The 26,554-nt window shown below is 39.0% G+C and carries 30 protein-coding genes, 1 pseudogene and 1 other annotated feature; of the genes and pseudogenes, 4 read left to right on the top strand and 27 right to left on the bottom strand.

What is annotated here, in order from left to right:
* Nucleotides 1-8: 8 nt before the first annotated feature.
* The 3 genes from aroC to L6410_RS04135 are packed head-to-tail and all read right to left on the bottom strand — an operon-like array spanning nt 9 to nt 3,011.
* Entirely contained in the window at nt 9-1,175 is a 1,167-nt protein-coding gene (aroC, locus tag L6410_RS04145) for a chorismate synthase (protein ID WP_237396244.1), read from the bottom strand.
* Nucleotide 1,176: 1 nt separating this feature from the next.
* Entirely contained in the window at nt 1,177-1,851 is a 675-nt protein-coding gene (aroD, locus tag L6410_RS04140) for a type I 3-dehydroquinate dehydratase (protein WP_172038476.1), read from the bottom strand.
* A complete protein-coding gene (locus L6410_RS04135) occupies nt 1,848-3,011 on the bottom strand; it encodes a class I SAM-dependent rRNA methyltransferase (protein ID WP_237396243.1) in 1,164 nt (387 codons plus the stop codon). The genes aroD and L6410_RS04135 overlap by 4 nt, the downstream gene beginning before the upstream one ends.
* Before the next feature lie 122 nt (nt 3,012-3,133).
* Here L6410_RS04135 and L6410_RS04130 point away from each other — a divergent pair, with 122 nt between their 5' ends.
* Nucleotides 3,134-5,320 carry an LTA synthase family protein gene (locus L6410_RS04130; protein ID WP_237396242.1) on the top strand — a complete coding sequence of 729 codons (2,187 nt, stop codon included), beginning with the start codon at nt 3,134-3,136 and terminating at the stop codon, nt 5,318-5,320.
* 546 nt (nt 5,321-5,866) lie between these two features.
* On the opposite strand, the gene rplT is transcribed toward L6410_RS04130, so the two are convergent.
* The 5 genes from rplT to L6410_RS04105 all read right to left on the bottom strand — a co-directional run bounded on the left by rplT (nt 5,867) and on the right by L6410_RS04105 (nt 8,361).
* Entirely contained in the window at nt 5,867-6,226 is a 360-nt protein-coding gene (rplT, locus tag L6410_RS04125) for a 50S ribosomal protein L20 (protein ID WP_012028296.1), read from the bottom strand.
* A 39-nt stretch (nt 6,227-6,265) separates the two neighbouring features.
* Nucleotides 6,266-6,466 carry a 50S ribosomal protein L35 gene (gene rpmI, locus L6410_RS04120; RefSeq protein WP_024392740.1) on the bottom strand — a complete coding sequence of 67 codons (201 nt, stop codon included), beginning with the start codon at nt 6,464-6,466 and terminating at the stop codon, nt 6,266-6,268.
* 27 nt (nt 6,467-6,493) lie between these two features.
* Nucleotides 6,494-7,000: a translation initiation factor IF-3 gene (gene infC, locus L6410_RS04115; protein ID WP_024392739.1), complete on the bottom strand. Its 507-nt coding sequence runs from the start codon at nt 6,998-7,000 to the stop codon at nt 6,494-6,496.
* A gap of 40 nt (nt 7,001-7,040) precedes the next feature.
* Nucleotides 7,041-7,169: a sequence feature (ribosomal protein L20 leader region), on the bottom strand.
* 26 nt (nt 7,170-7,195) lie between these two features.
* Nucleotides 7,196-7,873 carry a (d)CMP kinase gene (gene cmk / locus L6410_RS04110; protein ID WP_172040286.1) on the bottom strand — a complete coding sequence of 226 codons (678 nt, stop codon included), beginning with the start codon at nt 7,871-7,873 and terminating at the stop codon, nt 7,196-7,198.
* An 8-nt stretch (nt 7,874-7,881) separates the two neighbouring features.
* Complete coding sequence (locus L6410_RS04105; RefSeq protein WP_172089927.1) at nt 7,882-8,361, bottom strand: SAG1386/EF1546 family surface-associated protein; 480 nt, start codon at nt 8,359-8,361, stop codon at nt 7,882-7,884.
* A gap of 50 nt (nt 8,362-8,411) precedes the next feature.
* On the opposite strand from L6410_RS04105, the gene L6410_RS04100 reads away from it, so the two are divergent.
* Complete coding sequence (locus tag L6410_RS04100; protein ID WP_172075392.1) at nt 8,412-8,606, top strand: ferredoxin; 195 nt, start codon at nt 8,412-8,414, stop codon at nt 8,604-8,606.
* Here the strand turns inward: L6410_RS04100 and L6410_RS04095 are convergent.
* A complete protein-coding gene (locus L6410_RS04095; RefSeq protein WP_172075390.1) occupies nt 8,598-9,083 on the bottom strand; it encodes an EbsA family protein in 486 nt (161 codons plus the stop codon). The two genes, L6410_RS04100 and L6410_RS04095, sit on opposite strands and share 9 nt — an antisense overlap.
* A 180-nt stretch (nt 9,084-9,263) precedes the next feature.
* On the opposite strand from L6410_RS04095, the gene L6410_RS04090 reads away from it, so the two are divergent.
* On the top strand, nt 9,264-10,520 hold the full coding sequence (locus tag L6410_RS04090) for an ISL3 family transposase (RefSeq protein ID WP_237395183.1): 1,257 nt from the start codon (nt 9,264-9,266) through the stop codon (nt 10,518-10,520).
* Between the two features lie 147 nt (nt 10,521-10,667).
* Here the strand turns inward: L6410_RS04090 and phoU are convergent, their stop codons facing one another.
* The 11 genes and pseudogenes from phoU to L6410_RS04035 all read right to left on the bottom strand — a co-directional run.
* On the bottom strand, nt 10,668-11,324 hold the full coding sequence (gene phoU / locus L6410_RS04085) for a phosphate signaling complex protein PhoU (RefSeq protein ID WP_024392734.1): 657 nt from the start codon (nt 11,322-11,324) through the stop codon (nt 10,668-10,670).
* Between the two features lie 45 nt (nt 11,325-11,369).
* A complete protein-coding gene (pstB, locus tag L6410_RS04080) occupies nt 11,370-12,128 on the bottom strand; it encodes a phosphate ABC transporter ATP-binding protein PstB (RefSeq protein WP_172075386.1) in 759 nt (252 codons plus the stop codon).
* Nucleotides 12,129-12,139: 11 nt separating this feature from the next.
* Nucleotides 12,140-12,943: a phosphate ABC transporter ATP-binding protein PstB gene (gene pstB / locus L6410_RS04075; protein ID WP_172040285.1), complete on the bottom strand. Its 804-nt coding sequence runs from the start codon at nt 12,941-12,943 to the stop codon at nt 12,140-12,142.
* 24 nt (nt 12,944-12,967) lie between these two features.
* On the bottom strand, nt 12,968-13,855 hold the full coding sequence (gene pstA / locus L6410_RS04070; RefSeq protein ID WP_105127565.1) for a phosphate ABC transporter permease PstA: 888 nt from the start codon (nt 13,853-13,855) through the stop codon (nt 12,968-12,970).
* Complete coding sequence (pstC, locus tag L6410_RS04065) at nt 13,845-14,762, bottom strand: phosphate ABC transporter permease subunit PstC (RefSeq protein ID WP_172040284.1); 918 nt, start codon at nt 14,760-14,762, stop codon at nt 13,845-13,847. The genes pstA and pstC overlap by 11 nt, the downstream gene beginning before the upstream one ends.
* A 2-nt stretch (nt 14,763-14,764) precedes the next feature.
* Nucleotides 14,765-15,634, bottom strand: coding sequence for a phosphate ABC transporter substrate-binding protein PstS family protein (locus L6410_RS04060; protein ID WP_172040283.1), 870 nt, complete (start codon nt 15,632-15,634; stop codon nt 14,765-14,767).
* A 138-nt stretch (nt 15,635-15,772) separates the two neighbouring features.
* Nucleotides 15,773-17,074 (bottom strand): RsmF rRNA methyltransferase first C-terminal domain-containing protein, encoded by a 1,302-nt coding sequence (locus L6410_RS04055; protein WP_172007076.1) that lies wholly within the window; start codon nt 17,072-17,074, stop codon nt 15,773-15,775.
* Nucleotides 17,074-17,832, bottom strand: a complete 759-nt coding sequence (locus L6410_RS04050) for an inositol monophosphatase family protein (protein ID WP_237396241.1) — start codon at nt 17,830-17,832, stop codon at nt 17,074-17,076. The genes L6410_RS04055 and L6410_RS04050 overlap by 1 nt, the downstream gene beginning before the upstream one ends.
* The gene (locus tag L6410_RS04045; RefSeq protein ID WP_172007061.1) at nt 17,822-18,100 is read right to left on the bottom strand and encodes a UPF0223 family protein; all 279 of its coding nucleotides are present in this window, start codon (nt 18,098-18,100) and stop codon (nt 17,822-17,824) included. Before L6410_RS04045 ends, L6410_RS04050 begins: the two co-directional genes overlap by 11 nt.
* A gap of 4 nt (nt 18,101-18,104) precedes the next feature.
* Nucleotides 18,105-18,506 carry a Spx/MgsR family RNA polymerase-binding regulatory protein gene (locus tag L6410_RS04040; RefSeq protein WP_024392725.1) on the bottom strand — a complete coding sequence of 134 codons (402 nt, stop codon included), beginning with the start codon at nt 18,504-18,506 and terminating at the stop codon, nt 18,105-18,107.
* Between the two features lie 156 nt (nt 18,507-18,662).
* Nucleotides 18,663-18,836, bottom strand: a pseudogene (locus tag L6410_RS04035) (riboflavin kinase); the annotation flags it as partial.
* A gap of 207 nt (nt 18,837-19,043) precedes the next feature.
* Between L6410_RS04035 and L6410_RS04030 the strand changes: the two are divergent.
* Entirely contained in the window at nt 19,044-20,795 is a 1,752-nt protein-coding gene (locus L6410_RS04030; RefSeq protein WP_237395190.1) for an IS1634 family transposase, read from the top strand.
* A 168-nt stretch (nt 20,796-20,963) separates the two neighbouring features.
* Here L6410_RS04030 and L6410_RS04025 read toward each other — a convergent pair whose 3' ends face one another.
* The 7 genes from L6410_RS04025 to L6410_RS03995 are packed head-to-tail and all read right to left on the bottom strand — an operon-like array spanning nt 20,964 to nt 26,526.
* Nucleotides 20,964-21,884, bottom strand: a complete 921-nt coding sequence (locus tag L6410_RS04025; protein WP_237396240.1) for a bifunctional riboflavin kinase/FAD synthetase — start codon at nt 21,882-21,884, stop codon at nt 20,964-20,966.
* A 34-nt stretch (nt 21,885-21,918) separates the two neighbouring features.
* Nucleotides 21,919-22,797 carry a tRNA pseudouridine(55) synthase TruB gene (gene truB / locus L6410_RS04020; RefSeq protein WP_336512756.1) on the bottom strand — a complete coding sequence of 293 codons (879 nt, stop codon included), beginning with the start codon at nt 22,795-22,797 and terminating at the stop codon, nt 21,919-21,921.
* 48 nt (nt 22,798-22,845) lie between these two features.
* Complete coding sequence (locus L6410_RS04015; protein ID WP_172006193.1) at nt 22,846-24,171, bottom strand: DUF438 domain-containing protein; 1,326 nt, start codon at nt 24,169-24,171, stop codon at nt 22,846-22,848.
* Nucleotides 24,168-24,401 carry a DUF1858 domain-containing protein gene (locus L6410_RS04010; protein WP_024392721.1) on the bottom strand — a complete coding sequence of 78 codons (234 nt, stop codon included), beginning with the start codon at nt 24,399-24,401 and terminating at the stop codon, nt 24,168-24,170. The genes L6410_RS04015 and L6410_RS04010 overlap by 4 nt, the downstream gene beginning before the upstream one ends.
* A complete protein-coding gene (locus L6410_RS04005; RefSeq protein ID WP_237396238.1) occupies nt 24,398-25,012 on the bottom strand; it encodes a hypothetical protein in 615 nt (204 codons plus the stop codon). The genes L6410_RS04010 and L6410_RS04005 overlap by 4 nt, the downstream gene beginning before the upstream one ends.
* A 47-nt stretch (nt 25,013-25,059) precedes the next feature.
* A complete protein-coding gene (locus tag L6410_RS04000; RefSeq protein ID WP_237396236.1) occupies nt 25,060-26,319 on the bottom strand; it encodes a DUF2130 domain-containing protein in 1,260 nt (419 codons plus the stop codon).
* Nucleotides 26,320-26,334: 15 nt separating this feature from the next.
* Nucleotides 26,335-26,526 carry a hypothetical protein gene (locus L6410_RS03995; protein ID WP_237396234.1) on the bottom strand — a complete coding sequence of 64 codons (192 nt, stop codon included), beginning with the start codon at nt 26,524-26,526 and terminating at the stop codon, nt 26,335-26,337.
* Nucleotides 26,527-26,554 lie beyond the last annotated feature (28 nt).

The raw sequence follows: 26,554 nt of genomic DNA, 5'->3' as shown, positions 1-26,554 counted from the left end.
CTTATCACCTAGAAATTCTTAACATAGTCACGGTGGCTAGCAACAGCAGCTTTTAGTTCCTCTAAATTATCTGAAGAGAATTTTTCCAACATTTCATTTGCAATAACCGTCGCAACAACAGATTCCATCACAACACCCGCAGCAGGAAGAGCTGTTGGATCCGAGCGCTCTACAGTTGCTTTATAAGGCTCGTGAGTATCAATATCGACTGACATAAGCGGTTTGTAAAGGGTTGGAATTGGCTTCATCACCCCTCTGATAATTAATGGTTGACCGTTTGTCATACCACCTTCAAAACCACCCAAATGGTTTGTCCGTCGAGTATATCCATCCTCTTCAGTCCAAAGTATTTCGTCCATTACTTGACTACCTTGGAGATAGCCAGTTTTAAAACCAAGACCAAATTCGGCACCTTTAAAGGCATTAATCGACACAACAGCCTGTGCTAGTTTCGCATCTAGTTTCCGGTCCCATTGTACATAGGAACCCAAACCAGCTGGAACACCGCCAACGATTGTTTCAACGACTCCACCAATCGTATCACCATCACGTTTCACTTGGTCAATGTAAGCCTTGATTTCCTCTTCACGCTCTTGATTGACAATGGACACTTCTGATGCGGCCGCGCGTTCACGAATCTGAGCAACAGTTAATCCATCTGGTACATCAATTTCTTTTCCACCAAAAACAACAACATGATTTGCAATCTCAATATCAAGTTCTTCCAAAATACGTTTTGCAACAGCCCCAACTGCCACTCTCATTGTGGTTTCACGGGCACTTGAACGCTCTAAAGAGTTTCGTAAATCACTAAAACGGTATTTCATCCCACCGACCAAATCGGCATGTCCTGGACGTGGGTGTTTGATACGACGCTTGCTTTTAAGTTTCTCTTCAATATCCTCAACAGCCATAATATCCAACCACTTCTGATGGTCCTTGTTTGTTACATTCAGAGTGATTGGTGCACCAGTTGTTTTACCATGACGAACTCCAGCAGTAATTTCCACACGGTCCGTTTCAATTTGCATACGACTTCCTCGACCATAACCACCTTGACGGCGTTTCAAGTCTCTATTAATATCTTCAGCTGTTAAAGGAAGACCTGCTGGAACCCCCTCAATAATGGCTGTTAAACGTGGGCCATGCGACTCGCCTGCTGTTAAATACCTCATACTAGTTCTCCAATATATCTAAAAATTTTCGTGTATTTGCCAATGAGATCTGACCAGGGGCAGAAGCTTCATCTAAACTTGCAAAAGTCCAATTTGAACCCGTTACAAATCCTGATATCCGAGATAATTTTCCTAATGCCCCCATTGAAATTGTAGCAAACTCTTGCTCAGAATTCAATGTTTTAAACCCACGAGTATAATTCATCACATCAAGTACATCCTGCTCAGAGTTTGCCATAACGGCAATTTTCACAACCGCAGGAGAAAAACGTGTGAGCTCCGAAATAATTTCCAAATAATTGGAAGGTGTTTCCGTGAAATTGTGGTAACTTAAAACTAAGTTTGGGAAATCCAACATTTGATCAAATACAGACTGATAAGAATAGTACTCAAAATCAATATAGTCTGGTTGGTAAATTGCTGCAACTTCCTTAATTAGATTGACATATTCTTGATCTTCTAAATCTAGGTGTCCACCCTCACGTGTGGTTCGAAGCGTAAATAATACCTCTTTACCATTGCATACTTCAAAAATAGCGGGCGCAACTTTTAAAATTTCGTCTTTAGGAAGATAATCAGCTCTCCACTCAATGATATCTGCATCAGATAATCGTTCCACATCAATTGCTTCTATTTCCTCTATACTTCTTGGCATAATTGGAACAACAATTTTCATTTTTGCACCTGTATCGTAAAGACCTTAAGGTAATTACTACTTTCATCATTTTTATTAACTGTAAAATCAATTGGCAAGCGATAAGTTTGCAAAAAGCGATACTTAACTTTTCCAAGTCCCTTCTGAACTTGCTGTTTAAACTTGTCTATCGAAATGTTTGCAGCATTGGTTGAGGCAATAATCATGCCATCTGAATGTAAGATTTCAAGTGATTGTTCAATCAGTTTGTAATAATCTTTCGCCACTGTGAATGTATGCTTTTTATTTCGAGCGAAGCTCGGTGGATCCAGAATGATCATATCAAACTTCATTCCCTTTCTCTTTGCATAATTAAAATATTCAAAAACATCCATTACAACGAATTGATGGTGATCAAGAGGCAAACCATTTGCCATAAAATGTGCTTTAGATAGATCGCGTGATCGTTTCGCCAAATCAACTGAAACAGTCTCACTCGCCCCACCCATAGCTGCTGCAACCGAAAAAGCAGCTGTATATGAAAACATATTTAGCACTTTTTTACCGCTAGCAAGTCCATCAACCAGTGAAGCTCTAACATCATGCTGATCCAAGAAAATTCCAGTCATCAATCCATCATTTAAAAAAACCTGATAAGCAACACCATTTTCGTTAACAGTAAATGTATCCGGGGCCTGATTTCCATACAGAAAATTAGAATCACTTAATTCTGACTGAAAACGAATTTTCTCGTAAGCTCCAACTACCTCAGGAAATACAATTTGAAAGGCCTCAATAACCAACTGCCTAATGGAATAGACAAAAGTATTATACCAAGAAAAAACAGCATAATCTCCATATAAATCAATTGTCAATCCACCAAAACCGTCACCATCTTGGTTAAATAAGCGAAAAGCTGTTGTCAAATTTGAATGGTAGAACGGCTGGCGTACTATTTTTGCCTTATTAAAAAGATTAATAAAAAAATCTACAGACAATGCTATTTTATTACGACTAAAAAGCCAACCAATTCCCTTATTTTGTGGAGACAAGTAAGCCTCGCCTAAATATCTTCTACTCTTAGAAAACAATGACACTTGACCATCAGGTAGGTTTTGGTTTTCCTTGAAATCTGAACTGTCTAAAAGGCTGATTCCTTTATTAATCTTTTTTTCTGCTATGGTACTAACTATTATTTTCATACATTTTCTATTATATCATGAATCAAACTATATGCCAAAAAAACTCGTATTATTGCAGGTTTTTTTATAAAATATGATATAATGTACAAAGATTTTAGAAAGGGATGTGGAGACTACTACTTGTGAAAAAACTAATTGACATCATAAAAAAGAACTATCAGACTCGTATTGGATTCATAGTTTTACTATTATTAAGTTATTGGACAAAATCCCTTTGGGCTTATTTTGTTGATTTTCATTTAGATTTATCTAGTTTATTGCAATATTCAATTGCTATTTTTAATCCAATTCCGCTAGCCCTTCTTTTACTCGGACTAGCACTTTATATAAAAAATACTAAGCTATTTTATGGAATTGCCATAACCATCTATCTTATTTTGTTCCTATGGCTTTTCTCAAATGTCGTCTATTATAGAGAATTTGCTGATTACATTTCAGTTTCTACAATGATGGCAACATCGAGTGTTTCCACTGGTCTTGGTGAAACAGCACTCGAGCTATTCAACTTATGGGATTTAGTATATTTTGCGGATTTTATTATCATTGCAATAGTATTAAGAAAAAAACCATACAAACTAAACCCTAAACCTTTCTCAAAAAGAGCTAGTTTTGCAGTTTCTTCTTTAGCAATCTTATTATTTTCAGTAAACCTTTTTTCTGCTGAGATTGACCGCCCAGAATTACTAACTCGTGGATTTTCAAATACGTATATTGTACGGGCTTTAGGATTACCTGCATTCTTTACTTATAATGCACATCAGACTTACACTACGGAAAAGGATCGTTCTGATGCGACAGCAGAGGACCTTGTTCCTGTAGAAGCGTACGTTCAAGAACATTACGCCTCACCCAATAGTGACTATTTTGGTATCGCCAAAGGACGGAATGTCATTTATCTCCACTTAGAAAGTTTGCAACAATTTGTAATTGATTATAAACTGAATGTTGATGGCGTTGAATATGAAGTAACACCATTTCTCAACTCTCTCTACCATTCACAGTCTACTTTGGCCTTTTCAAATTTCTTTAATCAAGTTAAAGCAGGAAAGACTTCTGATGCTGAAACTATGATTGAGACATCTCTTTTTGGTCTCAATCAAGGCTCATTCATGGTTCAATATGGAGGAAGCAATACACAGCAGGCTGCGCCTTATATCCTTTCTCAGAATGGAGGCTATACTTCCGCTGTTTTCCACGGTAATTCAGCCAGCTTCTGGAACCGAAACAATACCTATAAACAATGGGGTTACAATTACTTCTTTGACCAATCCTATTTCTCTGAGGCGACTGCTGAAAACTCATTCCAGTATGGTTTGAATGATAAAATCATGTTTGCAGATTCAATTCAGTATCTTGAACATATGCAACAACCTTTTTATGCTAAATTCATCACGGTGTCAAACCACTATCCCTACACTTCCAGTCTAATTGGCGATGAAATTGGCTTCCCTTTGGCAGATACACCTGATGAAACTATCAACGGTTACTTTGCTACAGCCAACTATTTAGATGCCTCAATTAAGGCATTCTTTGACTATTTGAAAGCTACTGGTTTGTATGAAAATTCAATCATTGTCCTATATGGTGACCACTATGGGATTTCAAATTCCCGCAACCCTGACTTAGCTCCATTAATCGGAAAAGATTCTCAAACTTGGTCAGATTTTGACAATGCAATGATGCAACGAGTTCCATATATGATTGTAGTACCTGGAATGACAAATGGCGGAATTATCGATACTTTTGGTGGTGAAATAGATGCCTTACCGACTCTCGAACACCTCTTAGGAATTGAAGCAAACAATTATCTTCAAGTTGGACAAGATATGCTCTCTAGCGAACACAGTCAAGTCGTTGCCCTCAGAACCGCAGGAAACTTTATCACACCAAAATATACCAGTTATGGCGGAAAAATATACTATACTGAAACTGGAGTTGAAATAACCAATCCAGATGAAGTTACTCAAAAAGAAATTGATGATATAAAAGCCTCTGCAGCGGCGCAATTATCTGCCAGTGACGCCATTCAAACTGGGGATCTTATCCGATTCTATGACAATGGTTTAACTGCCTTAGATGCAAGTCAATACAATTACATAGATTCACTCGCAACTGAATTAGCTTTAGAAAAAGAACTTGGAACCAAATCAACAAGCTTATATAGCAAAAACAATAATCAATCAACTGTTGACCTCTTTAAAGCACCAAGTTATCTGGAATTAAACAGTAGTTCATCATCCAGTGATGCCTCGAGCTCAAGCACTACTACTTCCACAAGTTCCTCAACAAAGACTAGCTCTAGTGAATAATAAAAATAGGACATTGACCAATCACACGTCAATGTCCTTTTACTTCTAGAAAAAATTCTCATTACCTTGACAACCTCACGCATACTCATAAAATGAAAAGAGTATAGCTTCAAACAGCATCACGCTCACAGACTAATAAAACCCCTATCAAGCATATCGCTATGTTGTGTCATATACCCTGAGAAGTTGTACTAAGGCTTTTTGCTCAACCTCGTCTCCATGCAGAGGATAGGCCAATATTTGTTTTATATTTCAATAAAGTGCTTGAAAACTCCGCTAATAACCTTCAATCAGTATTACGGTGACAATGAAAAATATTGAATTTTTAAAAGTATGGTCATTTGAATTAGCTTTGATATATCGTCATTTTCAGCTTACCCTACTCTACGAAAGTGACTTTTTCGCAAGTCTTATTTCCAACCCAAAACAGCCTTTAGGCTGTTCTAGCTACCTGCACCTCCTCCATTATCTTCAAAATCAAAATATACAAAAATATGTAAAGAAAAAACTTGGAAGTTTTCCAAGCTTTTTTCAAATCCTATATGCTTATTTAGCAAGTTTTGCTTTAGCAGCATCTGCAAGAGCTGTGAAAGCTGCTGCATCGTTTACTGCTAAATCAGCAAGCATTTTACGGTTTACTTCAATTTCAGCCAATTTCAAACCGTGCATCAATTGTGAGTAAGACAAACCATTCATACGAGCAGCCGCATTGATACGAGTGATCCACAATTTACGGAAATCACGTTTTTTCTGACGGCGGTCACGGTATGCATAGTAGTAAGAGTTCATAACTTGTTCTTTCGCAGTGCGGAACAAGAGATGTTTAGCTCCATAGTAACCTTTAGCTAATTTTAAAATACGTTTACGGCGTTTACGAGAAACAACGCCACCTTTAACACGTGCCATTTAATTTTCCTCCAAATAATCTAAATTCTAGTAGTCGACTTATTTCAAACCAGTAAGCATTGATTTGATACGCTTAAAGTCACCAGCATGCACCAAACCTGCTTTACGAAGGTGACGACGTTGTTTTTTAGTTTTACCGTGGAAGCGGTGTGAAGTATAAGCGCGGAAGCGTTTCAATCCACCAGAACCTGTACGTTTAAAACGTTTAGCTGATGCGCGGTGAGTTTTTTGTTTTGGCATTTTAATTCTCCTTTTAGCGTAAAAAGCTTATTTTTTTTCTGAAGCTGGGGCCAATTGCATAAACATTTGACGACCGTCCATCTTAGCACGTTGTTCAATAATCGCAATATCTTGGGTTGCTTCGGCGAACTCAGCTAATACTTTCGCTCCAACTTCTTTGTGGGTAATCATACGACCCTTAAAACGGATCGAAACCTTGACTTTATTTCCTTTTTCAAGGAATTTACGGGCATTACGAAGTTTTGTCTCAAAATCCCCTTTATCAATTACTGGACTTAGACGTACTTCTTTTACAGTAACAACACTTTGTTTCTTGCGTTGTTCTTTCTGTTTTTTCTGATATTCAAACTTAAACTTACCGTAGTCCATGATTTTAGCTACTGGCGGTTTAGCTTGTGGTTGAATCAATACTAAATCCACATTTGAATTATCAGCAATGGCCTGAGCCTCATTGAGCGGTTTGATTCCCAACTGTTCACCCTCAAGACCGATAAGACGAACTTCACGCACTCGAATTTCATCATTGATGAACAAATCTTGCTTTGCTATGGCTTTTCACCTCATTTTATTTTTTTCGAGAAAAACAAAACGGACCTGCTAAACAAGTCCGCACTACACCATTATTCTTTCCGAAGAAATCTTAAATCGTAGGGCCAGACAACGTTAGTCGCAAGGCGAGAAGCTCTCACTTCTGCTTTTCTCAATACGACTATTTTATCATCTCTCCAACTACTTGTCAAGAATTTCTTTCGCTTTTTCTGAAATAAATTTCACAACACCTTCAATGGACACTCCGGTCGTATCAAAAGTGATTGCATCATCTGCTGCTTTTAATGGCGAAACTGCTCGGTTTGAATCCTTAAAATCACGAGCTGCAATCTCCTCCTTTAAGGTTTCCAAATCAGTTTCGATACCACGTTCCGTATTTTCCTTAAAACGACGTAAAGCCCGTTCCTCAACCGATGCAATGAGAAAGATTTTTAACTCCGCTTGAGGAAGTACCACAGTGCCAATATCACGACCATCCATGACGATACCGCCAGCTTGTGCAATTTCCTGTTGTAAATGGACCAATTTTTCCCTTACCAAAGGAAGTGCCGCTACTGCCGAAACATTATTAGTCACTTGGTTATCACGTATAGGTAACGTGACGTCACATTCACCAACAAATACAAGTTGCTCTCCATTCTCATCCCTGCCAAATCGAATTGGATTGGATTCAAGCAACTGAACGATTTTCTCTTGATTTGACACCTCTATACCATTCTTCAACGCTAGAAATGTAGCTGAACGATACATGGCCCCAGTGTCTAAATAGGTATATCCTAATTGTTTTGCAATAATTTTAGCTACTGTTGATTTCCCGCTCGAAGCAGGACCATCAATAGCGATTTGAATTGATTTCATAACCCCTCTTATCTAATACGAACAATGTCACCAGGATTGGCCCACCATGTTCCACCAGGTCCAACCATTTTATCCGGATTTAAACGTTCTAGCTCTGAAATTGAAATACCAGCACGGGCCGCGATACTCCCAATTCCTTCCCCAGCTTCAACAGTAATGGTTGAACCATCTCCTGCTTCTGACGAAGTCGTAGTTTCTGTGCTAGAATCTGTAGTACTTTCAGATGTTGTACTTTCCTCACTCGTTGTTGAAGAAGAGGAAACGGCACTACTAGCATTGCTTGCATTGTAAAATTCTTGATTTGAATTAGTTGTACTACCACCTGTTGATAGGTAGATGGCAATCACTAAAACAACAAGCATAATGATAAAGAAAATAATAGCCAGTACTGTGAAAATTCGCGTACTCGCAACACCATTTTTTATTCGATCTTTGCGACTCGCAGATCGTGAGGTATAAACTTCTTCATTCCATGGTTCTTTTGACATGAGCCTAGTTTCTCCTTGTGTTTTTCGTACAATACGATTAAAATATCAATATGAATATAAAAATAATTCCGGAAAGATGCATTGCATGTGGTCTTTGCCAAACCTACTCAGAACTTTTTGATTACAATGATGACGGAATTGTCATCTTTTCTGATAGCGAAGCTTTAGAAAAAGAACACCCACTAACAGATAGCATCTTGAAAGCAGCAAAATCATGTCCCACAAAAGCGATTCGATTAGACTGAGGTTGCTTGCTTACTATAATACTCCTCAAAATAGTCCTGTTTGATTAGGTGATCAACTAATACTACCTCTCCTGAAAACTCTGGATGTAGTGCTATGTGATTCACAAAATATTTTTTTGGCCATTTACGCATATGATAGAGTTCTCCCTCAGGAGAGCTTGTTGAATAAATACGAATCGCCAAATAGGACACTTCGATTCTACTGATATCCTTCATCAGTAGTTTTTTTGTTTTAAAAGGATTAGCAGTGGAAATTCTTAAATGATGTTCTTTTATTTCAAAATACCGTCTTGTCCCAAGAAGGCACATTAAAACAGAAAGGCTGACTAACACAAAAAATAAGGTGGACATTTTTAGCTTTTCTAATAGAAGCGACAAAGCGATAAATAGCGGGGTAAATGCCATTGTCCAGTATATGATTCCCCACGAAAATTCTGGTTGCCAGTGATAACGTATTTTCCCAAAAATTTTTATCATTGCTATCCTCCAACTATTATTCTAGCATAAAAAAAGAGATTTTCCTATGAAAATCGGCTCTATAATTTCTGTAGTGGGTAAAACCACCGTGGAGATTATGGAGCCTTTTTGAGTATAGAAAAAAAGTCCCATATGACCTATAATGAAAAGTGCTCAAACTATCATTTTAGAAAGACTCATATGGAACAACTAAATCTTATCACAAATTTTCTCAGAATTAAAGACAAAAATATCACTATCACTGATGAATATGATATGGGAACTCACTTAGAACTCCACGGTTACTTGGATTACATGGCTCCTAAATGCCCAAAATGCAAGGGACAAATGGCTAAGTACGACTACCAGAAAGCATCAAAAATTCCCTACCTAGAAACCGCTGGTTATCCACTCCTTATCCGCCTTAAAAAGCGTCGTTTCAAGTGTAAAGAATGTGGGAAAATGGCGGTCGCTGAAACTCCTCTTGTTAAGAAAAACCATCAAATATCTGTCGCTGTTAACCAGAAAATTGCCCAATTACTCATCGAAAATCAAGCAATGACACATATCGCACACAGGCTAGCTATCTCAACATCATCAGTTATGAGAAAGCTCAATGAGTTCAAGTTTGAAACGGATTGGAATACCCTACCTGAGGTGATGAGTTGGGACGAGTATGCCTTCAAGAAGGGGAAAATGAGCTTCATCGCTCAAGATTTCAACTCCCTAAATGTCATCGCCATTCTCGACGGAAGAACTCAAGCAACCATCCGAAACCACTTTCTACGCTATCCTAGAAAGGTTAGAAATCAGGTCAAAGTGATTACCATGGATATGTTTAGTCCCTATTATCAACTTGCTAAACAGCTTTTTCCGAATGCAAAAATCGTACTAGACCGCTTTCATATTGTTCAACACCTTAGCCGGGCTATGAACCGTGTCCGTATTCAAATTATGAATCAATTCGACAGAACATCGCAGGAATACCGAGTCTTGAAACGCTACTGGAAATTGATACAACAAGATAGCCGTAAACTCAGCGATAAACGATTTTATCGCCCTATGTTTCGAATGCATTTGACTAACAAGGAAATCCTAGAAAAACTCCTGTCTTTCTCCAAGGAACTACGACAGCACTATGAACTCTATCAATTGCTCTTATTCCATTTCCAAGAGAAGAACTCAGACCATTTCTTTGACCTCATCGAACAGGAAGTAGCCACTGTTAATCTTATTTTTCAGACGGTATTTAAGACATTTCTAAAGGATAAAGACAAGGTTTTAAACGCCATGGAATTGCCTTATTCCAACGCCAAACTGGAAGCTACCAATAATCTCATCAAAGTCATTAAAAGAAATGCCTTTGGTTTCAGGAACTTTGAAAATTTTAAAAAACGGATTTTGATTGCTTTGAACATAAAGAAAGAGAGAACGAAGTTCGTCCTCTCTAGGTGTTAGCTTTTCATCTACCCACTACAGTTGACAAAGAGCCTGAAAATCTCTAACATTTGGAAATTTTTATTACATTTTCATTACAAATTTTAGTAAAAATGTAACCAATCAGTAATATTTTTCCTTCTTTAACTTCTTGAAGAATAACTGGTTTTACAACTCAGTGATATCACCAGTACGAAGATACACAACCCATTCACAAATGTTTTTCGCATAGTCACCGATACGTTCCAAATAAGTTAACACTTGGAAGTAATCTCTACCTGCAATAAGTGAATCTGGATTCTTTTTAATCTCTTCAGTTGTCAATTCTTGAATTTTAGAATAATATTCATTGATAATTTCGTCACTGGCCGCAATTTCGTACGCAGTTTCAATATCGCCAGAATTTAAATACAAATCGAGTGAGGACTCAACTAAACGACGGACTTCTTTGCCCATATTCTTAATTTCTTCCTCGACTATAGGAATACGAACTTCACCTTTCATGCGAATGGCTGCTTTTGCAATTGAAACAGCATGATCGCCCATTCTTTCTAAATCACTGGTTGCTTTTAAGACTGTAATCACTCGACGTAGGTCAGTTGAAACAGGTTGTTGAAGCGCAATAATCTCAAGAGATTTTTTCTCGAGTTTTACTTCAAACTCATTAATTTTTTTGTCTGCTTCAATTACTTCCTTCGCTAATTCGCGGTCATGAGTCGTGAATGCACGAACAGTATTGTTAATCTGTCCTAATACTTCATTACCCATAGCATAAAATTGATTGTGAAGCTTGCCTAGTTCTACTTCAAATTGTGCTCTTAGCATATGAATCTCTTTTCTATATCTTTTTAAACACTCTGGTTAGATGGTTTATCCAAATTTACCTGTGATATAATCTTCAGTCTCTTTGTGAATAGGATTTAGGAACATTTCTTTGGTGTCATTGTATTCAATTAAGTCGCCATCTAAGAAGAAGCCTGTACGATCTGAAATACGTGAAGCTTGTTGCATAGAACGCGTCACTAAAATCATTGTATACCGTTCTTTCAATCCGTAAAGTGTATCTTCAATCTTACCTGCTGAAATAGGGTCTAAGGCTGAAGTCGGTTCGTCTAACAAAATGATTTTGGGACTAGTTGCCAATACACGAGCAACACATACACGCTGCTGCTGACCACCTGAAAGACCTAATGCTGAATCATGGAGACGATCCTTTACCTCATCCCAAATGGATGCACCAATCAAGGATTTTTCAACAGCTTCGTCTAAAACATGCTTGTCTTTAATACCATTGATTCTAAGACCATAGACAACGTTCTCATAAATTGACATTGGAAATGGGTTTGGCTGTTGGAAAACCATTCCAATTTCCTTACGCAAATCTACAGTATCTGTACGTGGACTATAAATGTTTTTCCCATTATAATCAATCGCACCCGTCAGAGTCACTTCAGGATTCAAGTCTCCCATGCGATTAATAGATCGCAATAGAGTGGACTTCCCAGAACCTGAAGGACCAATCAAGGCAGTAATTTCATTTGGATAGAAATCAATTGAAACACTATTTAAGGCCTTTTTCTTATTATAGTAAACAGACAAATCTTTTACTTGTAAAATAGGGGATGTCATAGTTTTCCTTTCTATCCGAAATGACCTGAAACATAGTCGCTAGTAGATTTAAGTTTCGCATTTTGGAAGACATTTGCCGTCTTATCATACTCAATTAAATCGCCTAAATAGAAGAACGCTGTATAATCACTCGCACGTGCTGCTTGTTGCATGTTGTGTGTCACGATAATAATGGTATAATTCTTCTTCAACTCGAACATGGTTTCTTCCAATTGCATTGTCGCTATCGGATCAAGTGCTGACGCCGGTTCATCCATGAGCAAAATTTGAGGTTTCACTGAGATAGCTCGGGCAATACACAAACGTTGTTGTTGACCACCTGATAAGGTGAAGGCTGACTTATGCAAATCATCTTTTACCTGATCCCAAAGTGCAGCTTGTTTCAATGATGTCTCAACAATTTCATCCAAAACTTTCTTATCTTTTACACCTGCACGCTCATGTGCAAAAGTGATATTACGATAAATGGATTTCGCAAAAGGATTTGGACGTTGGAAAACCATTCCAATATGCTTACGAATCTCGTAGACATTCATATTTGGTTTATTGATATCAATTCCCTCATAAAGGATTTGACCAGTTACTTTTGCAATATCAATCGTATCATTCATTCGATTCAAACTGCGAAGATAAGTTGATTTCCCACAACCCGATGGTCCAATCAAAGCTGTGATTTTATTTTTCTCGAACTGCATATCAATCCCCTTGATTGCTTCATTTTTACCATAGTAAACATGAACATCTTTTGTTGAAAGGGCTATTTTTTCCTCTGGAAATGTAATGATATGGCGTTCATTCCAGTTGTAATCTGCCATTTTTTCTCCTTATTATGCCAACTTCTACGCTGCAGAAGTCATTTTCGCATGAAGTTTTTTACCAATGTATCGTGCAGAGAGGTTAAAGAGTAAGATGAAAATCAAGAGAATTGCTGCAGATCCAGCAGAAACTTGAGTCGCATCAGGAATTGTACCCTCACTGTTTACCTTCCAAATATGTACCGCTAGGGTTTCTGATTGACGGAAGATTGAAATCGGACTTGTAACACTTAATGGATTCCAGTTAGACCAGTCAAGAGCTGGTGCGGACTGACCAGCTGTGTAAATTAGAGCAGCAGCTTCACCAAAAATACGACCAGATGCCAATACGATACCTGTCACGATACCTGGAAGGGCTTCTGGGATAACAACGTGAAGTACAGTTTCCCAACGAGATAAGCCGAGTGCTAATCCTGCTTCACGTTGTGTATGATGCACATGGCGAAGGCTATCCTCTACATTACGTGTCATCTGTGGTAAATTAAAGACTGTTAATGCCAAAGCGCCTGATAAAATAGAGAAACCATATTCAAATTGTACAACAAAGATTAAGTAACCAAACAAACCAACTACTACAGATGGCAGAGAAGACAAAATCTCAATACAGGTACGAATAAAGTTTGTCAAAGGTCCTTTTTTTGCATATTCAGCTAAATAGATACCTGCTCCAGTTGATAGGGGAACAGAAATCAACAGCGTAATAACTAAGAGGAAAAATGAGTTGTATAACTGTATCCCAACCCCTCCTCCAGCTTTATAGGAAGATGACTTGCTTGTCAAAAAATGCCAGTTGACATGTGGCAACCCTCTCACAAGGATAAAGAGGATAAGCGCTGTTAAGATAATAACAATCACTGTTGCGATTGAGTATAGAACTCCTGTCGCAAGTTTATCCATTTTCTTAGCGTGCATAGTTTTTCTTACCCTCTCTTGTAATAAATTTCATAATCATGTTAAAGACAAGGCTCATCAAGAGCAAGACAAGAGCCAATGACCAAAGCACATTATTTTGGACGGTACCCATAACAGTGTTACCGATACCCATCGTTAAAACGGAGGTCAATGTCGCTGCTGGTGTAGTCAATGACGTAGGAATAACTGCTGAGTTACCAACTACCATTTGAATTGCAAGAGCTTCACCGAATGCACGAGCCATACCAAAAATGACAGCGGTAAAAATACCTGGCTTAGCTGCATTCAAGATAACACGCCAAATTGTTTGCCAACGCGTCGCTCCCATCGCAAGACTAGCTTCACGATAATGACGAGGTACAGCTCGCAAACTATCAACGGTCATAAATGTTACTGTCGGTAAAATCATAACAAAGAGAACACATACCCCTGATAAGATACCAAAACCAGTACCACCAAAAATAGAACGTACAAATGGTACAACAACTTGGAGTCCAATGAAACCATAGACGACTGATGGAATACCTACCAAAAGTTCAATAACAGGTTGTAAAATTTTTGCACCACGCTTTGGAGAAATTTCAGTCATAAAAACAGCTGCTCCAATCGCTATCGGAGTGGCGATAATTGCTGACAAGATGGTAACAATGAACGAACCTGAAATCATTGGCAGGGCACCAAATATTTTCGAGCTTGGTTCCCACTTGCTTCCAAATAAGAAATCAGTGATGCTCACACCGTCAACAAAGAAAGTCGATAATCCACGCTGTGCAACGAAAATCAAAATCATTGCAACAATAAAGACAATCAATGACAGACAAAGGAATGTAATTACCTTACCAAACTTCTCTAATCGAGAGTTTTTAGATGGAGACGATAACTCTTTTGCTAGTTGTTCGTTTTTCATGCTTACTCCTTCTCAGTCACCGTGCCATCAGCACTTTTCACAACTTTCATATCGTTGATAGAAATGTATCCCATACTTTCAACGATACCATTTTGAACTTCATCTGACATCATGTAATCTAAAAATTCTTCTGTCAAGTCAGTCGCTTTTCCCATCGTATACATATGCTCATAGGACCAAATTGGCCAATCATTTGTTGCTACATTTTCAGCGGTTGGTTCAAAACCGTTTAACTTAATTGTTTTAACTGAATCATCTAGATAAGCAAATGATAGATAGGAAATTGCACCTGGTGTCTGAGCAACAATAGATTTTACCATACCGTTAGAATCTTGTTCTTGACTCTGAACTGCGGTTTGTCCATCCATGATAACACTATCAAAGGTCGCACGTGAACCTGAACTAGCCGCACGGTTAATGATTGAAATTTCCAAATCCTTACCACCCAGTTCTTTCCAGTTGGTAATCTCACCAGTAAAAATTTTACGCAGATCTTCTGTAGTAACATCTTTAACCGATACCTGTTCATTTACAATAACGGCCAAACCAGCTACTGCTACTTGATGGTCAACAAGTTTACTTGCATCAATACCATCTTTTTCCTCAGCAAATACGTCAGAGTTACCAATCTGAACAGCTCCAGACTGAACTTGTGACAAGCCAGTACCTGACCCTCCACCCTGAACGTTGATGGATTTACCGATATTGACACTACCAAATTCATCTGCTGCTGCCTCAACAAGTGGTTGAAGCGCTGTCGAACCTACGGCTGTAATAGACTCTCCTCGATCGATCCAAGAAGAACAACCTGAAAGAGCCATACTACTCAAAAGAAACAAAGCTACAATTCCAAGCTTCTGCTTTTTTTTCATTTCGTTTTTTCCTTTACATTTTTCAGTGGAATCTCCTAAAATTAACTCTGTATTTTACATAGAATTTACAAGATATTTCCACTTATCAACTATAACATATAACAAGACAAGTTGCAAAAATAATTTGCTTCTTCGGACTTAAAATCTTAGTCCTTTGGGGAAGCTATTTTTCAATACTCCAGAAACGATTTTTGAAAAGCCTAGCCCATTTCCAGCAACGGTAACTTGATACCAACCATTTGGTAATTCTTTAGGCACCTCAATCGTCTGACCTGCAGTATAATTTTGAAAATCTTCCGCTGTAATTTCAACTCGCTTCATCACTTCATCACTCTGTAATGCAAGGCCGAGAGCAAAACTGGGTTCAAAGCGCTTTTTCTTAAACACACCCAGATGTAAACCATTTCGTGCAATTTTAATTTTAGATAAATCAGGAAGCTCTTTGGGTAATAAATAGAGATTATCCCCAAAAGCTTGTAAAACACCGTCAAATTGTATCGTCAGGTGTTCTTGTTTGAAAGACTGCCATAATTGTTGCTGTTCACGATTTAAATTTGACTTCCCAAATTTCCTTTTTTTCGTGGAACCTTCCCCTTTATATCGAAATTTCGCTACAAACTGTCCTTCTCCTTTAAAACGATGAGGATACATCCGAGCCGTCTCAGGATAGCCAATCCCTTGAACCATACCATTTATTTTCGGAATATCAATTAATTCTAAAGCATATTGCTCCAATAACCATCGAACAATATCTTCATTTTCTTCAGGCGACCACGTACAGGTAGAGTAAATGAGTTGTCCATTAGGTGCAAGCATTTCAAGAGCTGATTCCAAGATTTCCTTTTGCAACTGCGCACACTGAGCAGGATAGTTTTTAGACCAATACTGAATAGCATCCGGGTCTTTTCTAAACATTCCTTCGCCAGAACAAGGTGCATCCAAGACAATCATATCAAAATAATCTGAAAAAACGCTTGCTAATCGCTGAGCTGACTCATTTGTGACAACCACATTCCGTGCTCCGAATCTCTCAATATTTTCTGCGAGAATTTTAGAACGTTTGGCTGAAATCTCATTACTAACTAAAATCCCTGTATTCTCTAAATATGAAAGTAAATGGGTGGTCTTTCCTCCAGGAGCTGCTGCTAAATCCAGTACCTTCATCCCTTTTTCAGGAGCAGCAACTTGCCCAACAATCTGTGCAGCAGGTTCTTGGGAATAAACCAAACCTGTCACATGTTCGATTGACTTTCCAGAAACCTTACCGTAGTAAGACCAAGGCATATTCGGTATTGCATCTGGGAATTCCTTCTGTTGTTCTTTTAAAGGATTCGTACGAAAGCCAGAAACTGCAGAAGATTCAAAACTCTCAAAAAATGCTTGGGCATCTGGGCCAAGCAAGTACGTATATTTTTCAATAAATTCCTGTGGTAATTGTATCAATGGATAAACCTCTTAATCTCACTCAAACTAGCTTTTGGGACCAACATCACATGTTCTCGACCAGAAAACTGGGGCGCATCACCTTCTAAGCTCAATAACTGACAATCTAAACCTTCCCCTAAAATACTCGCCGCCGCATAATCCCATGGATAAAGATTCGAAGCATAAGCTAATAAACGTCCTTCTAAGACGTGAGAGAAACCAATTCCAGCACTGCCAACAGAACGAGTCCCTAATGAATGATCAGCTAAGTCACCTAAGCCATACTGATTCGTAGCATATAAGGTTGCATTTAATCCAATCAAGCTTCTTACCAAAGATGTAGCTTTGGGAATCTCAAGTAGTTGATGATTGAGATAAACTGGAAATTGCCCTCCACCATGAAATAATTTATCTTGCATCACATCATATATGATTGCGAATTGACCTACACCATCTTCAAAATATGCCAAAAGAATGGAAAAGTCATTTTTTTGAGCGATAAAATTCGTTGTCCCATCAATCGGATCCAGCACCCATACCTTTCCCTCTTTTATGGAACCAGTTTGACCACCTTCTTCACCAAATACGCTATCCATTGGAAATTCCGAAAGAATCTTTTGGCTCAATTGGTCTTGCACTTGTTTATCTAAGTGCGTGACTAAATCTTGAGGATTGGTTTTTTCATCTATAACAAGAGGGTCATCTAAATGATTCCGTAAGAACTCACCCGCTTCAAGAATAATCTGCTTGGCAAAATGATATTTAGTTTCCAAATCGGATCATTCCTTTCTGTTTTTCTTGGGCAGCCTTTACAACTCGATAGCTCGAGTAACCCGACGCTTCTTCGAAATCTCGATCAATTTGTCTTTCTTGCCCTTTGCTTCTTACAACTTCTTTAAACTTTTTATACTGTTCAAGAACGACTCTTGCTTCTACACCCTTTTCATATGCTTCTTCCACTCGATTCAAAAAAGAAAGCACTGAGGAAATTTCCTCTGTGCTCCACGAAAAATCAAGCGGATATGAGTATTGTTTATCCATGTCTCTATCCTATTTCTGCTCGTAATGTTGCATTCTTTAATTCTTGCTTGCGATAGTTTCGCGGTAGAAATGCCCGAATTTCATCCTCATTAAACCCTATCTGCATCCGTTTTTCATCAAGGATAATCGGACGCCGAAGTAAACTCGGATATAGCTCGATTAACTCAATAAGCTGTCTCACGGACAGTTCATCCACGTCAATATCTAACTTTTGAAACACTTTTGATCGTGTTGAAATTAAATCATCAGTACCATTTTCTGTCAGTGATAAAATTTGCTGTAATTCATCTGCAGTTAACGGACTAGTCATGATGTTATGCTCATTAAAAGGCACCTCGTGGCTAGTCAGCCATGCTCTAGCTTTACGACAACTCGTACAACTTGGTGACAAAAATAAGGTTATCATGCCCGTCCATTCCCTTCTATACAAGCTTTTTCTAGTATATTATATCTTATTTTGTTGTTTTTTTCAATAGGGAACCAAAGGGATTATATTAATTTTTCATAAAATTTAATGACTGTTAACACAAATGTATTGGCAAGTTCTTTGAAATCTATAGGTTTACTTACTTGTCCAATGCAAGGCGTAGCTTTCATCGGACTTCATCTGCTCCATTAAGCTCTCAATTCCATCAAACTTGACCATATCTCGAATTTTTTCAAGCCAAAAAATAGTTATTTTTTCTCCGTAGATAAAGCGGTCAAACCCAAAAATATGGGCTTCTATCCGCATCTTTTGTTGTTTTTTTCAATAGGGAACCAAAGGGATTATATTAATTTTTCATAAAATTTAATGACTGTTAACACAAATGTATTGGCAAGTTCTCGAGTTTATCAGTTAATTCATTTCACAACCGCTGTTTTTGCGATAACAGCGGTATTTTTTTAACATTTTATTGATATTTTTGTTGTTGTGAACGGCGGTGTATGTTATAATATATTTATGGCATTTATTCGAATTACAAAAAACAGAGAAGGCCGTAAACATGTTTATCTTGTTGAAGGATATCGTGAGAACGGAAAGTCAAAACAACGGATTCTTTATAAATATGGTTTGTTGGACGAATTGGAAGCGAAAGAACCAGGCATTCTTGAGCGATTAAAACGTGAAGCAAAGGAAAACTCACAAGCTAAGTCTGAGGAATTTCTGATAAAACTTTCTTTGAAAGATCCAATGAACAAACCTGACGAAAACATTGGTTGGAAGATTTTAGAAGATCTTTATACTACACTTAAGTTACATCAATTCTTTAAAAAGAATAAGCCGTCAAAAATGACGATGGACTTAGATGAAACAGTTAAACTACTGATTTTTCAACGAATTCTTAATCCGGGAAGTAAATATAAAACTTTCTACCACCAAGCTTCCCTATTCGGAGATTGGAATGTTCCATATAATTCAGTTTATCGGTCACTAGATATCTTAAATACCTTTCAATCAGAAATTCAACAGCACTTACATCAAGAAGTTAGCCAATTAACGAATCGAACTGGAACCTTAGTGTTTTATGATGTTACCAACTATTTTTTTGAAATTGATGTTCCTGATGAAGATATCCGTGATGAAAATGGAGACCTTCTTGTCGAGGGGCTTCGTCGAAGAGGAGCTAGTAAAGAATATAGGAAAGACCCCATTATCCAAATGGGATTATTCATGGATATGAACGGTATTCCTATCGCTTATAAACTATTTCGAGGAAACCTTACAGACCCTATCACTTATATTCCAGCAATTGAGCAAGTAAAGAAACAGTTTGGGATTGAACGGTTGGTAGTGGTCGCAGACAAAGCGATGAACAGCACAAATAACCTGAATGCCACTATAAAGAACAATGACGGCTGGATCTTCTCGCAAAAGCACCGTGGGAAACGAGGTGCTCCGAAGGATATTCAAGAAAAAATATTGGAAGAATCTGGTTGGCAGTTTAATCAAGATATCACTTTCGCTAAAAAGTCTTACATTCGAGAGAGAAAACTTGGGACCAAGAAGGATTCTCCAACCGTTAAAGAAAAAGTACTACTGACCTGGTCAAAGAAATATGAAGATAGAGAACGGATTCGACGTGAAGGGGCTCTTGACTATGCCAATAAGCTAACTGATGCGGAATTGTTTCGACAAACGAGCAAGAAGGGTGGAAAGAAATACCTTGAGTTGAGCTATTTGGATAAGGAAACCGGAGAGGTTAAACCATTTTCGCCACTTATCCGAATTGACCAAGAACAGGTCGAATTTGATGCTCAATTTGATGGGGTTCATGTCCTTGTGACCAGTGAGATTGAGATGGAAGATGATGCCATATTAGAGGCCTATCAAGAATTATCTGCGATTGAGAATTGTTTCCGAATTACAAAAACAGAGTTTGAAACGAGACCTGTTTATGTACGAAAAAATGAACATATTGAAGGCCATTTCCTAACCTGCTTTATCAGTTTAGTGATGATACGCTTATTGTATTACATTACCGATAAGAAAATGAGTCCTGCTCGAATGATAGAGGGCTTAAACAGTATGTTAGCTGCAGATATGGGACAAGGGATATATAGAGTCAAGCAGAACCATGAAGCAAGTGAGTTACTTCATTTATTAGGAATCACTTGGGATCGTGGAACTGTCAGACATGAAGATATTCAAAAGTTAGGGAAAAACTGCATACACAACACAATTTATGACTCAAAAAAGCTCCCTAAACGTTGATTTGACAGCGTTTAGGGAGCTTTTTTCATTTTTTAACTGATAAACTCGAGATTATATCTTATTTTGTTGTTTTTTTCAATAGGGAACCAAAGGGATTATATTAATTTTTCATAAAATTTAATGACTGTTAACACAAATGTATTGGCAAGTTCTTTGAAATCTATAGGTTTACTTACTTGTCCAATGCAAGGCGTAGCTTTCATCGGACTTCATCTGCTCCATTAAGCTCTCAATTCCATCAAACTTGACCATATCTCGAATTTTTTCAAGCCAAAAAATAGTTATTTTTTCTCCGTAGATAAAGCGGTCAAACCCAAAAATATGGGCTTCTATCCGCATCTCTGTTCCATCAAAAGTAACATTTTTCCCAACGCTTGTCATGGCTCGATAGCGTTTCCCATCTACTTCAACATCTGCGACGTAGACTCCCTCAGATGGTAAATGGACACGGTCAAAAGGAGCTAGATTTGCAGTTGGATAGCCGATGGTGCGCCCTCTGGCATCTCCATGAACAACAATTCCCTCCGTCATAAATGGATATCCTAAAAGTTGATTAGCTAGAGAGACATCCCCTGCCTGGATAGCTTGACGAATACGAGTTGAAGAAACTTTTTCTCCGCTCAAGCTCACTTCACTTACAATTTCTACCTGACCATCAAACAGTTCCATCAAGTCCTGAACATCTGCTCTGCAATTTCCAAAATGATAATCAAAACCAGCAACCAAGACTTGAGCATTTAACCTTTTCACATACCGCTCAATAAATTCTGCAGGAGTATTATTAGCAAATTCACTAGTAAATGGCGTCATTACCAGTTGATCCACACCATATTTCTCCAATAAGAGATAGCGCTGTTCCTGACTTGTTAAATGTAGCAATAATTCTGGCGTAAAACGCGAAAAGGCCAACCGAGGCGATTCTGGAAAAGTCAAAACAGTTACCGTCAGCCCTCGCTCATCTGCCACCTTTCGTGCACGTTCAAAAAGGGCTTTATGCCCCAGGTGAATTCCGTCAAAATAGCCAAGTACCAAAACAGTTGGTTCTTCATTTTGCAATTCGTTAAAATCATTAATTGTTCTTATATTCATGTCTTTTATTTTATCACAGTTATCGAGAAATTTCTTAGACCAAAACTTTGCTTGGTTTATACAGCTGGTCGCGTTTTTCAAAAATAGCAATCAACTGACCATCATGAAAGCCTGCTAAACGCTCCGCTTCTGCATTCAATTCTACAAATCGACCAAATATAGCATCTTTCATCTGCTCTACCTTCAATTCTACAACAGGTAAATCCCCGATACCACGTTCAATAGGTTGGAGAAATGAAAAATCATTTTCAGCTACCAGCGAAGAAATTTCTTCCAAAGTCAAGGCGTCCGCTAGATCCATTCCAGCAGAACCAGTTCGTTCCAACTTGGACATGTGGCTAGCGTAGCCTAGCTTAGCCCCTAAGTCAACAGAAAGAGTACGGACATAGGTGCCCTTTCCACAACGAACGCGGAAGGTGAACCGAGCACAGTCATCTGCTAGTTCAATCGGGCTAGTCCGTTCAAAACTGTAAATCTCAATTTGGCGTTGAGGACGCTCAACTTCTTCGCCCGCCCGTGCGTATTCGTAAAGTTTACGGCCCTTGACCTTGACAGCAGAGTACATAGGCGGAATCTGGGTAATAGTACCGACAAAACTAGCCATAGCCTCATCAACTGCCTGCTCTGCTATGTCCAAAACCGGTGTCTGCTCAACAATCTCACCAGAAGCATCCTCTGTCGTGGTAGAGTAACCAATGGTAATCTCCCCCTCGTAGATTTTACCTTCTTCCTGCATGAACTCAATCATGCGAGTAGCCTTTCCGACTGCAATGGGCAGGACGCCAGTCACATCTGGATCTAGCGTCCCCCCGTGTCCAATCTTTTTCTCCTGCAGAATCTTCCGGAGTTGAAATACTGCATCATGCGAGGTCATCCCCGCCTCTTTTTTTAAATTAATAATTCCTGAAATCATGTTTTCATTATAACACAAAGGACCGCTCTTGTGGGCGGTCCGGTTGGATTAAATATCCCGATGAAAATCGCTGTCAATTTCAAAAAATGGTTGGATATCTTGGACGTATTCCAAGACGCCTTGAAACTCTCCCTGGTCATCATGCACGGCCTTATAGACCACATAGACAAACTTGCCCATACTTTCGGACTTGAACCACATGGTAACCTGGTCTTTTTGCCCTGTGCGGAGCAATTCAAAAATCTTCTTGACCTTGTCTAAGATTTTGGGTGGATGGCAGAGCTCCACATGGCGTCCAATCTGGCTCGGAGTACGTTTGAAAATCATATCTTCAACAGGATGGCTGTCATTATAATATTGGAAAATATCATCCTTGTTGACAAAGGTGAGTTCTAGCGGTAAATGATTGAGAATAAGATTGGCCTGTTCAACAGACAAATACCCATTGCCAAAGGTCTGCGGACTGGTCCTATCTTGAACAGATTCTGATTTCTTCTTCGGTGTGAAGGTAATGGTAAACTGACCTTCAGGCGTATCAATTATCTGCTGGTTTGACCCAGCTGGTTGTGGAGCAAGACTGTCTGCTGTCTGCTCTGCTATTTCTCCAAAATCCTCCCGATGAGGCACCCACTTGGCTGTCGGCTTGACAATGGCGTAACCGTAGGCGTCGCTGTCCGCTGCCACTTGAAGCCAATCATCCTGAGTGAATGTCTCCAATAGAATCATGAGAAGTATGGCTTCTTCCTTGAAAATCATCTCCTCGAACTCCTTGGCGAAGTTTTCAAAGTGAGCATGTGTCGCAGCTATGTCGCCTCCTTCAAGTGTTTTGCGAGCCGCCTTAAAGAGGTCGCGAATCTCGTCGTCCACGCCCCACATGACCTTAGGTGGTGCATCGTGACCGTAGCGTTCCATAATCGGAAAGAAGACCTTTTCCTTGCGGGTATAGTGGTTTTCAAACTGACCAAGGAGCCCAAACTGGCGTGTCAAGCCTTGCTGGAGCTGGTCTTGCAGTTCCGCATCTTCTGTCTGCTCGTATTGGTCTAGGATCCGGCGGATGCGTAAGAGAGCCGCCCGCAGTGCAAGGTTTTCCTGCTTAAAGACATAGACAGGATGACCCTCCTGGTCAATATCCGCCACTTCCACATCTGTAATCGCTCCTTTGAAAAGGTTGGCATGAATATTACAGAGCCCCATGACGTCTTCAAAAGTGATACCTGTGTCGCTGGACATGAGTTCATGCTCCATCATGGAAATTTCTAGGGCAGAAACTCCTGTAAAATGCTGATTAAACTGGTCCTGAACAGACTCTGGGCTGGCACCATTATGCAGGTCCAAGAGAATATTCTTCAGAATGTCAATCCGTTGGTCTGTCATGCTTCTCCTCCTATTACCTCGTAGCCGTTGCATTCCAAGACCTGCTGAATACGGTCTAACGGAATCTTGGTCATCTTGGATCCATTCTTAAGGCTGGTCACTTTGCCAACCGTGTTCAACATGGCTGGATTAGCCAAGGGCTTGAAACCAAGCTCCACCAGAATCTCCTTGACTTCTGGGTGCTGGTTGATAATCTCTGCCACAGGCAGATTTAGGTCGATGGTGTTCATTTTACCTTCTCCGTTGAAATACTATTAAATTGTTTATTGTATCGTTCTGAAATCATCTTAATCTTCTCTTGCTGACTTTCCACTAAGTCGTTCATGATATCTTCAATGTCAACTGAAAGTGGTTGCCTATTAGTAAAATTGATAAAATCTCCATCTTTGAAAGAGCCACCGTTTCTCCAATAGATAGTCTTTGTTTTGTGTGCAAATACTTTTTCGATTTTCTTTCTAACATCTGCATTATCTTCTTGGCAAATTAAAAGAAATACAAAATCGTCTTTTGAAAAGCACTGGCTTATCTCAGAATAAAGATACTCTCTAGCAGAAGGATACTCCGGATACTCAAACAATTTCTCCTTAAATTGATTAACATAGTTTTTAATGACGGGATCTGTACAAATTTGCGTTTTAAGTAACTCCTTATCCTTCAGTATCTCATCTTTTATATTCTTAGTTGCGGCAACCTGCAAACAATAATATCGATCATCTATAGACATGGAATCATTTTCAGAAGATGTGAGTTTTCTTTTACCAAACAATGCCCATACTCCAGGAATTGCAAACTTCTCTATATTACTATCTGCAATGAGTTCTAAACCTTCGAACAAATTCATACAAAGTTCCTTTCTATTTGTTGTTGACCTAAACTAGAATGTTGATGCTAATCTTCCCCCTCCAAGGCCTCAAACTTAGCTTTCATGGTTGGGTTATTGCGGGTTAGTTTTTTGACGGAGACGTCATCTAGTTTATTATTGGCTAGGCGAAGCTGGTTTTCGCTGGTGGTCAGGGCTGCTTTGACAGCTTCCATTCGCTTGATTGCCTTGTCGATTTCATCAATAGCTTTTTGGAAATTGTTGCTGGCCGATTGATAGTTTTTGGCAAAAGCATTCTTGAAAATTTCCAAATCTTCTTCAAAATGAGTAATATCGATATTCTGCTCCTTAACCAAGGCTAACTCCTGCTGATATTGCAGACTATTGAGCGCAGCATTTCGTAAAATTCCGATTAATTGGATAAAGAACTGTGGTCGAATAACATACATCTTCTCATATTCATGACTAACATCCACAATCCCTGTATTGTAATAGTCATTGTCCGCCTCTAGCATGCTGACTAATACAGCATATTCGCACTTTTTCTCCCGACGGTCCTTATCCAACTCCTTAAAGAAATCAGCGTTTTTATGCTTGGTCTTGGTCGTATCTGCCTCGTTTTTCATTTCGAACATGATGGAAATAAATTCCAAGCCCGACTCGTCAAAATCACGGAAGATGAAATCTCCTTTTGAACCGGACGCTGATACTTCGTTGTCCTTCGCAAATTTGGCACGTGGAAAAGCATAGGAACGAACCTTGTTAAACTCCGCCTCAGCAAATTGCTCCAAGCTCTCTCCAATTGCCTTAGTAGACTGCTGGGCCTTGAAATTTTTGTAAAATTCCACCTGCTCATCCGCCGCCTTGAGCCGTACTTCGTACTCCTGACGAGTGGTCGCCAGGGCTAACTCTTGCTTTTGTTCCTGCAAAACCAAAGCATTTTGCGCCGCATCCCGCTCCTTCTCCACCTGAGCTATCGCCTGCTGCAACTCCAAGTCCTTGGCAAGACCGATTTGCCCCAACTGAGCCTTAAGTTCTTGGATTTCTTGGTCTTTTTTAGAAATGGCAGAGCTGAGTTCGAGTTCCGTCTGACTAGCAAATGTATCCAGTTTTGCGGTCAGTTCCAGAATCTCCTTATCCTTATCACTCAATCTAGCCTGCAAATCATTTTCAGCCTTCTGGCTTAATAATTCCCGTTCCCGCTCCAATCGTTCATGGATTTCCTTATCAAACTCCGCACCACGCACCTGGGCTAAAAGCTGACTATATTCTGTTTCATTGACCTGAAAGGCCGTCCCACAATGGGGGCAGGTAATATTATGAGTCATCTTTTTCTCCTCTAATCAGTAATCTTTCAATTGTTCTTCTAAAAACAATGTCCACTTCTCCTGTAAGTTTTTGCGCTCAGGTAAGTCCTCTAGATGTAAGAGCGCCTGGATGCATTCGTTCTGAACGAGCCAACCAGTCATGTCTTTTTGAGCGTTCGTAAATTCATTACCAAAATCTTCTGGAATTCGTTCCTCAAAAGTAATCAAGGTCTGATTTTCTAGCTGGGACAGTGTA

The organism is Streptococcus parasuis, assembly GCF_021654455.1.
Taxonomy (GTDB): Bacteria; Bacillota; Bacilli; order Lactobacillales; family Streptococcaceae; genus Streptococcus; species Streptococcus parasuis.
This window is presented reverse-complemented; position numbering and strand designations above follow the sequence as displayed.

Coding starts and splice junctions, on each gene's coding strand:
- aroC (WP_237396244.1), bottom strand. CDS start 1,175: ATGAGGTATTTAACAGCAGGCGAGTCGCATGGCCCACGTTTAACAGCC.
- aroD (WP_172038476.1), bottom strand. CDS start 1,851: ATGAAAATTGTTGTTCCAATTATGCCAAGAAGTATAGAGGAAATAGAA.
- L6410_RS04135 (WP_237396243.1), bottom strand. CDS start 3,011: ATGAAAATAATAGTTAGTACCATAGCAGAAAAAAAGATTAATAAAGGA.
- rplT (WP_012028296.1), bottom strand. CDS start 6,226: ATGGCACGTGTTAAAGGTGGCGTTGTTTCTCGTAAACGCCGTAAACGT.
- rpmI (WP_024392740.1), bottom strand. CDS start 6,466: ATGCCAAAACAAAAAACTCACCGCGCATCAGCTAAACGTTTTAAACGT.
- cmk (WP_172040286.1), bottom strand. CDS start 7,873: ATGAAATCAATTCAAATCGCTATTGATGGTCCTGCTTCGAGCGGGAAA.
- L6410_RS04105 (WP_172089927.1), bottom strand. CDS start 8,361: ATGTCAAAAGAACCATGGAATGAAGAAGTTTATACCTCACGATCTGCG.
- L6410_RS04100 (WP_172075392.1), top strand. CDS start 8,412: ATGAATATAAAAATAATTCCGGAAAGATGCATTGCATGTGGTCTTTGC.
- L6410_RS04095 (WP_172075390.1), bottom strand. CDS start 9,083: ATGATAAAAATTTTTGGGAAAATACGTTATCACTGGCAACCAGAATTT.
- L6410_RS04090 (WP_237395183.1), top strand. CDS start 9,264: ATGGAACAACTAAATCTTATCACAAATTTTCTCAGAATTAAAGACAAA.
- phoU (WP_024392734.1), bottom strand. CDS start 11,324: ATGCTAAGAGCACAATTTGAAGTAGAACTAGGCAAGCTTCACAATCAA.
- pstB (WP_172075386.1), bottom strand. CDS start 12,128: ATGACATCCCCTATTTTACAAGTAAAAGATTTGTCTGTTTACTATAAT.
- pstB (WP_172040285.1), bottom strand. CDS start 12,943: ATGGCAGATTACAACTGGAATGAACGCCATATCATTACATTTCCAGAG.
- pstA (WP_105127565.1), bottom strand. CDS start 13,855: ATGCACGCTAAGAAAATGGATAAACTTGCGACAGGAGTTCTATACTCA.
- pstC (WP_172040284.1), bottom strand. CDS start 14,762: ATGAAAAACGAACAACTAGCAAAAGAGTTATCGTCTCCATCTAAAAAC.
- L6410_RS04060 (WP_172040283.1), bottom strand. CDS start 15,634: ATGAAAAAAAAGCAGAAGCTTGGAATTGTAGCTTTGTTTCTTTTGAGT.
- L6410_RS04045 (WP_172007061.1), bottom strand. CDS start 18,100: ATGGATAAACAATACTCATATCCGCTTGATTTTTCGTGGAGCACAGAG.
- L6410_RS04040 (WP_024392725.1), bottom strand. CDS start 18,506: ATGATAACCTTATTTTTGTCACCAAGTTGTACGAGTTGTCGTAAAGCT.
- L6410_RS04030 (WP_237395190.1), top strand. CDS start 19,044: ATGGCATTTATTCGAATTACAAAAAACAGAGAAGGCCGTAAACATGTT.
- L6410_RS04025 (WP_237396240.1), bottom strand. CDS start 21,884: ATGAATATAAGAACAATTAATGATTTTAACGAATTGCAAAATGAAGAA.
- truB (WP_336512756.1), bottom strand. CDS start 22,797: ATGATTTCAGGAATTATTAATTTAAAAAAAGAGGCGGGGATGACCTCG.
- L6410_RS04015 (WP_172006193.1), bottom strand. CDS start 24,171: ATGACAGACCAACGGATTGACATTCTGAAGAATATTCTCTTGGACCTG.
- L6410_RS04010 (WP_024392721.1), bottom strand. CDS start 24,401: ATGAACACCATCGACCTAAATCTGCCTGTGGCAGAGATTATCAACCAG.
- L6410_RS04005 (WP_237396238.1), bottom strand. CDS start 25,012: ATGAATTTGTTCGAAGGTTTAGAACTCATTGCAGATAGTAATATAGAG.
- L6410_RS04000 (WP_237396236.1), bottom strand. CDS start 26,319: ATGACTCATAATATTACCTGCCCCCATTGTGGGACGGCCTTTCAGGTC.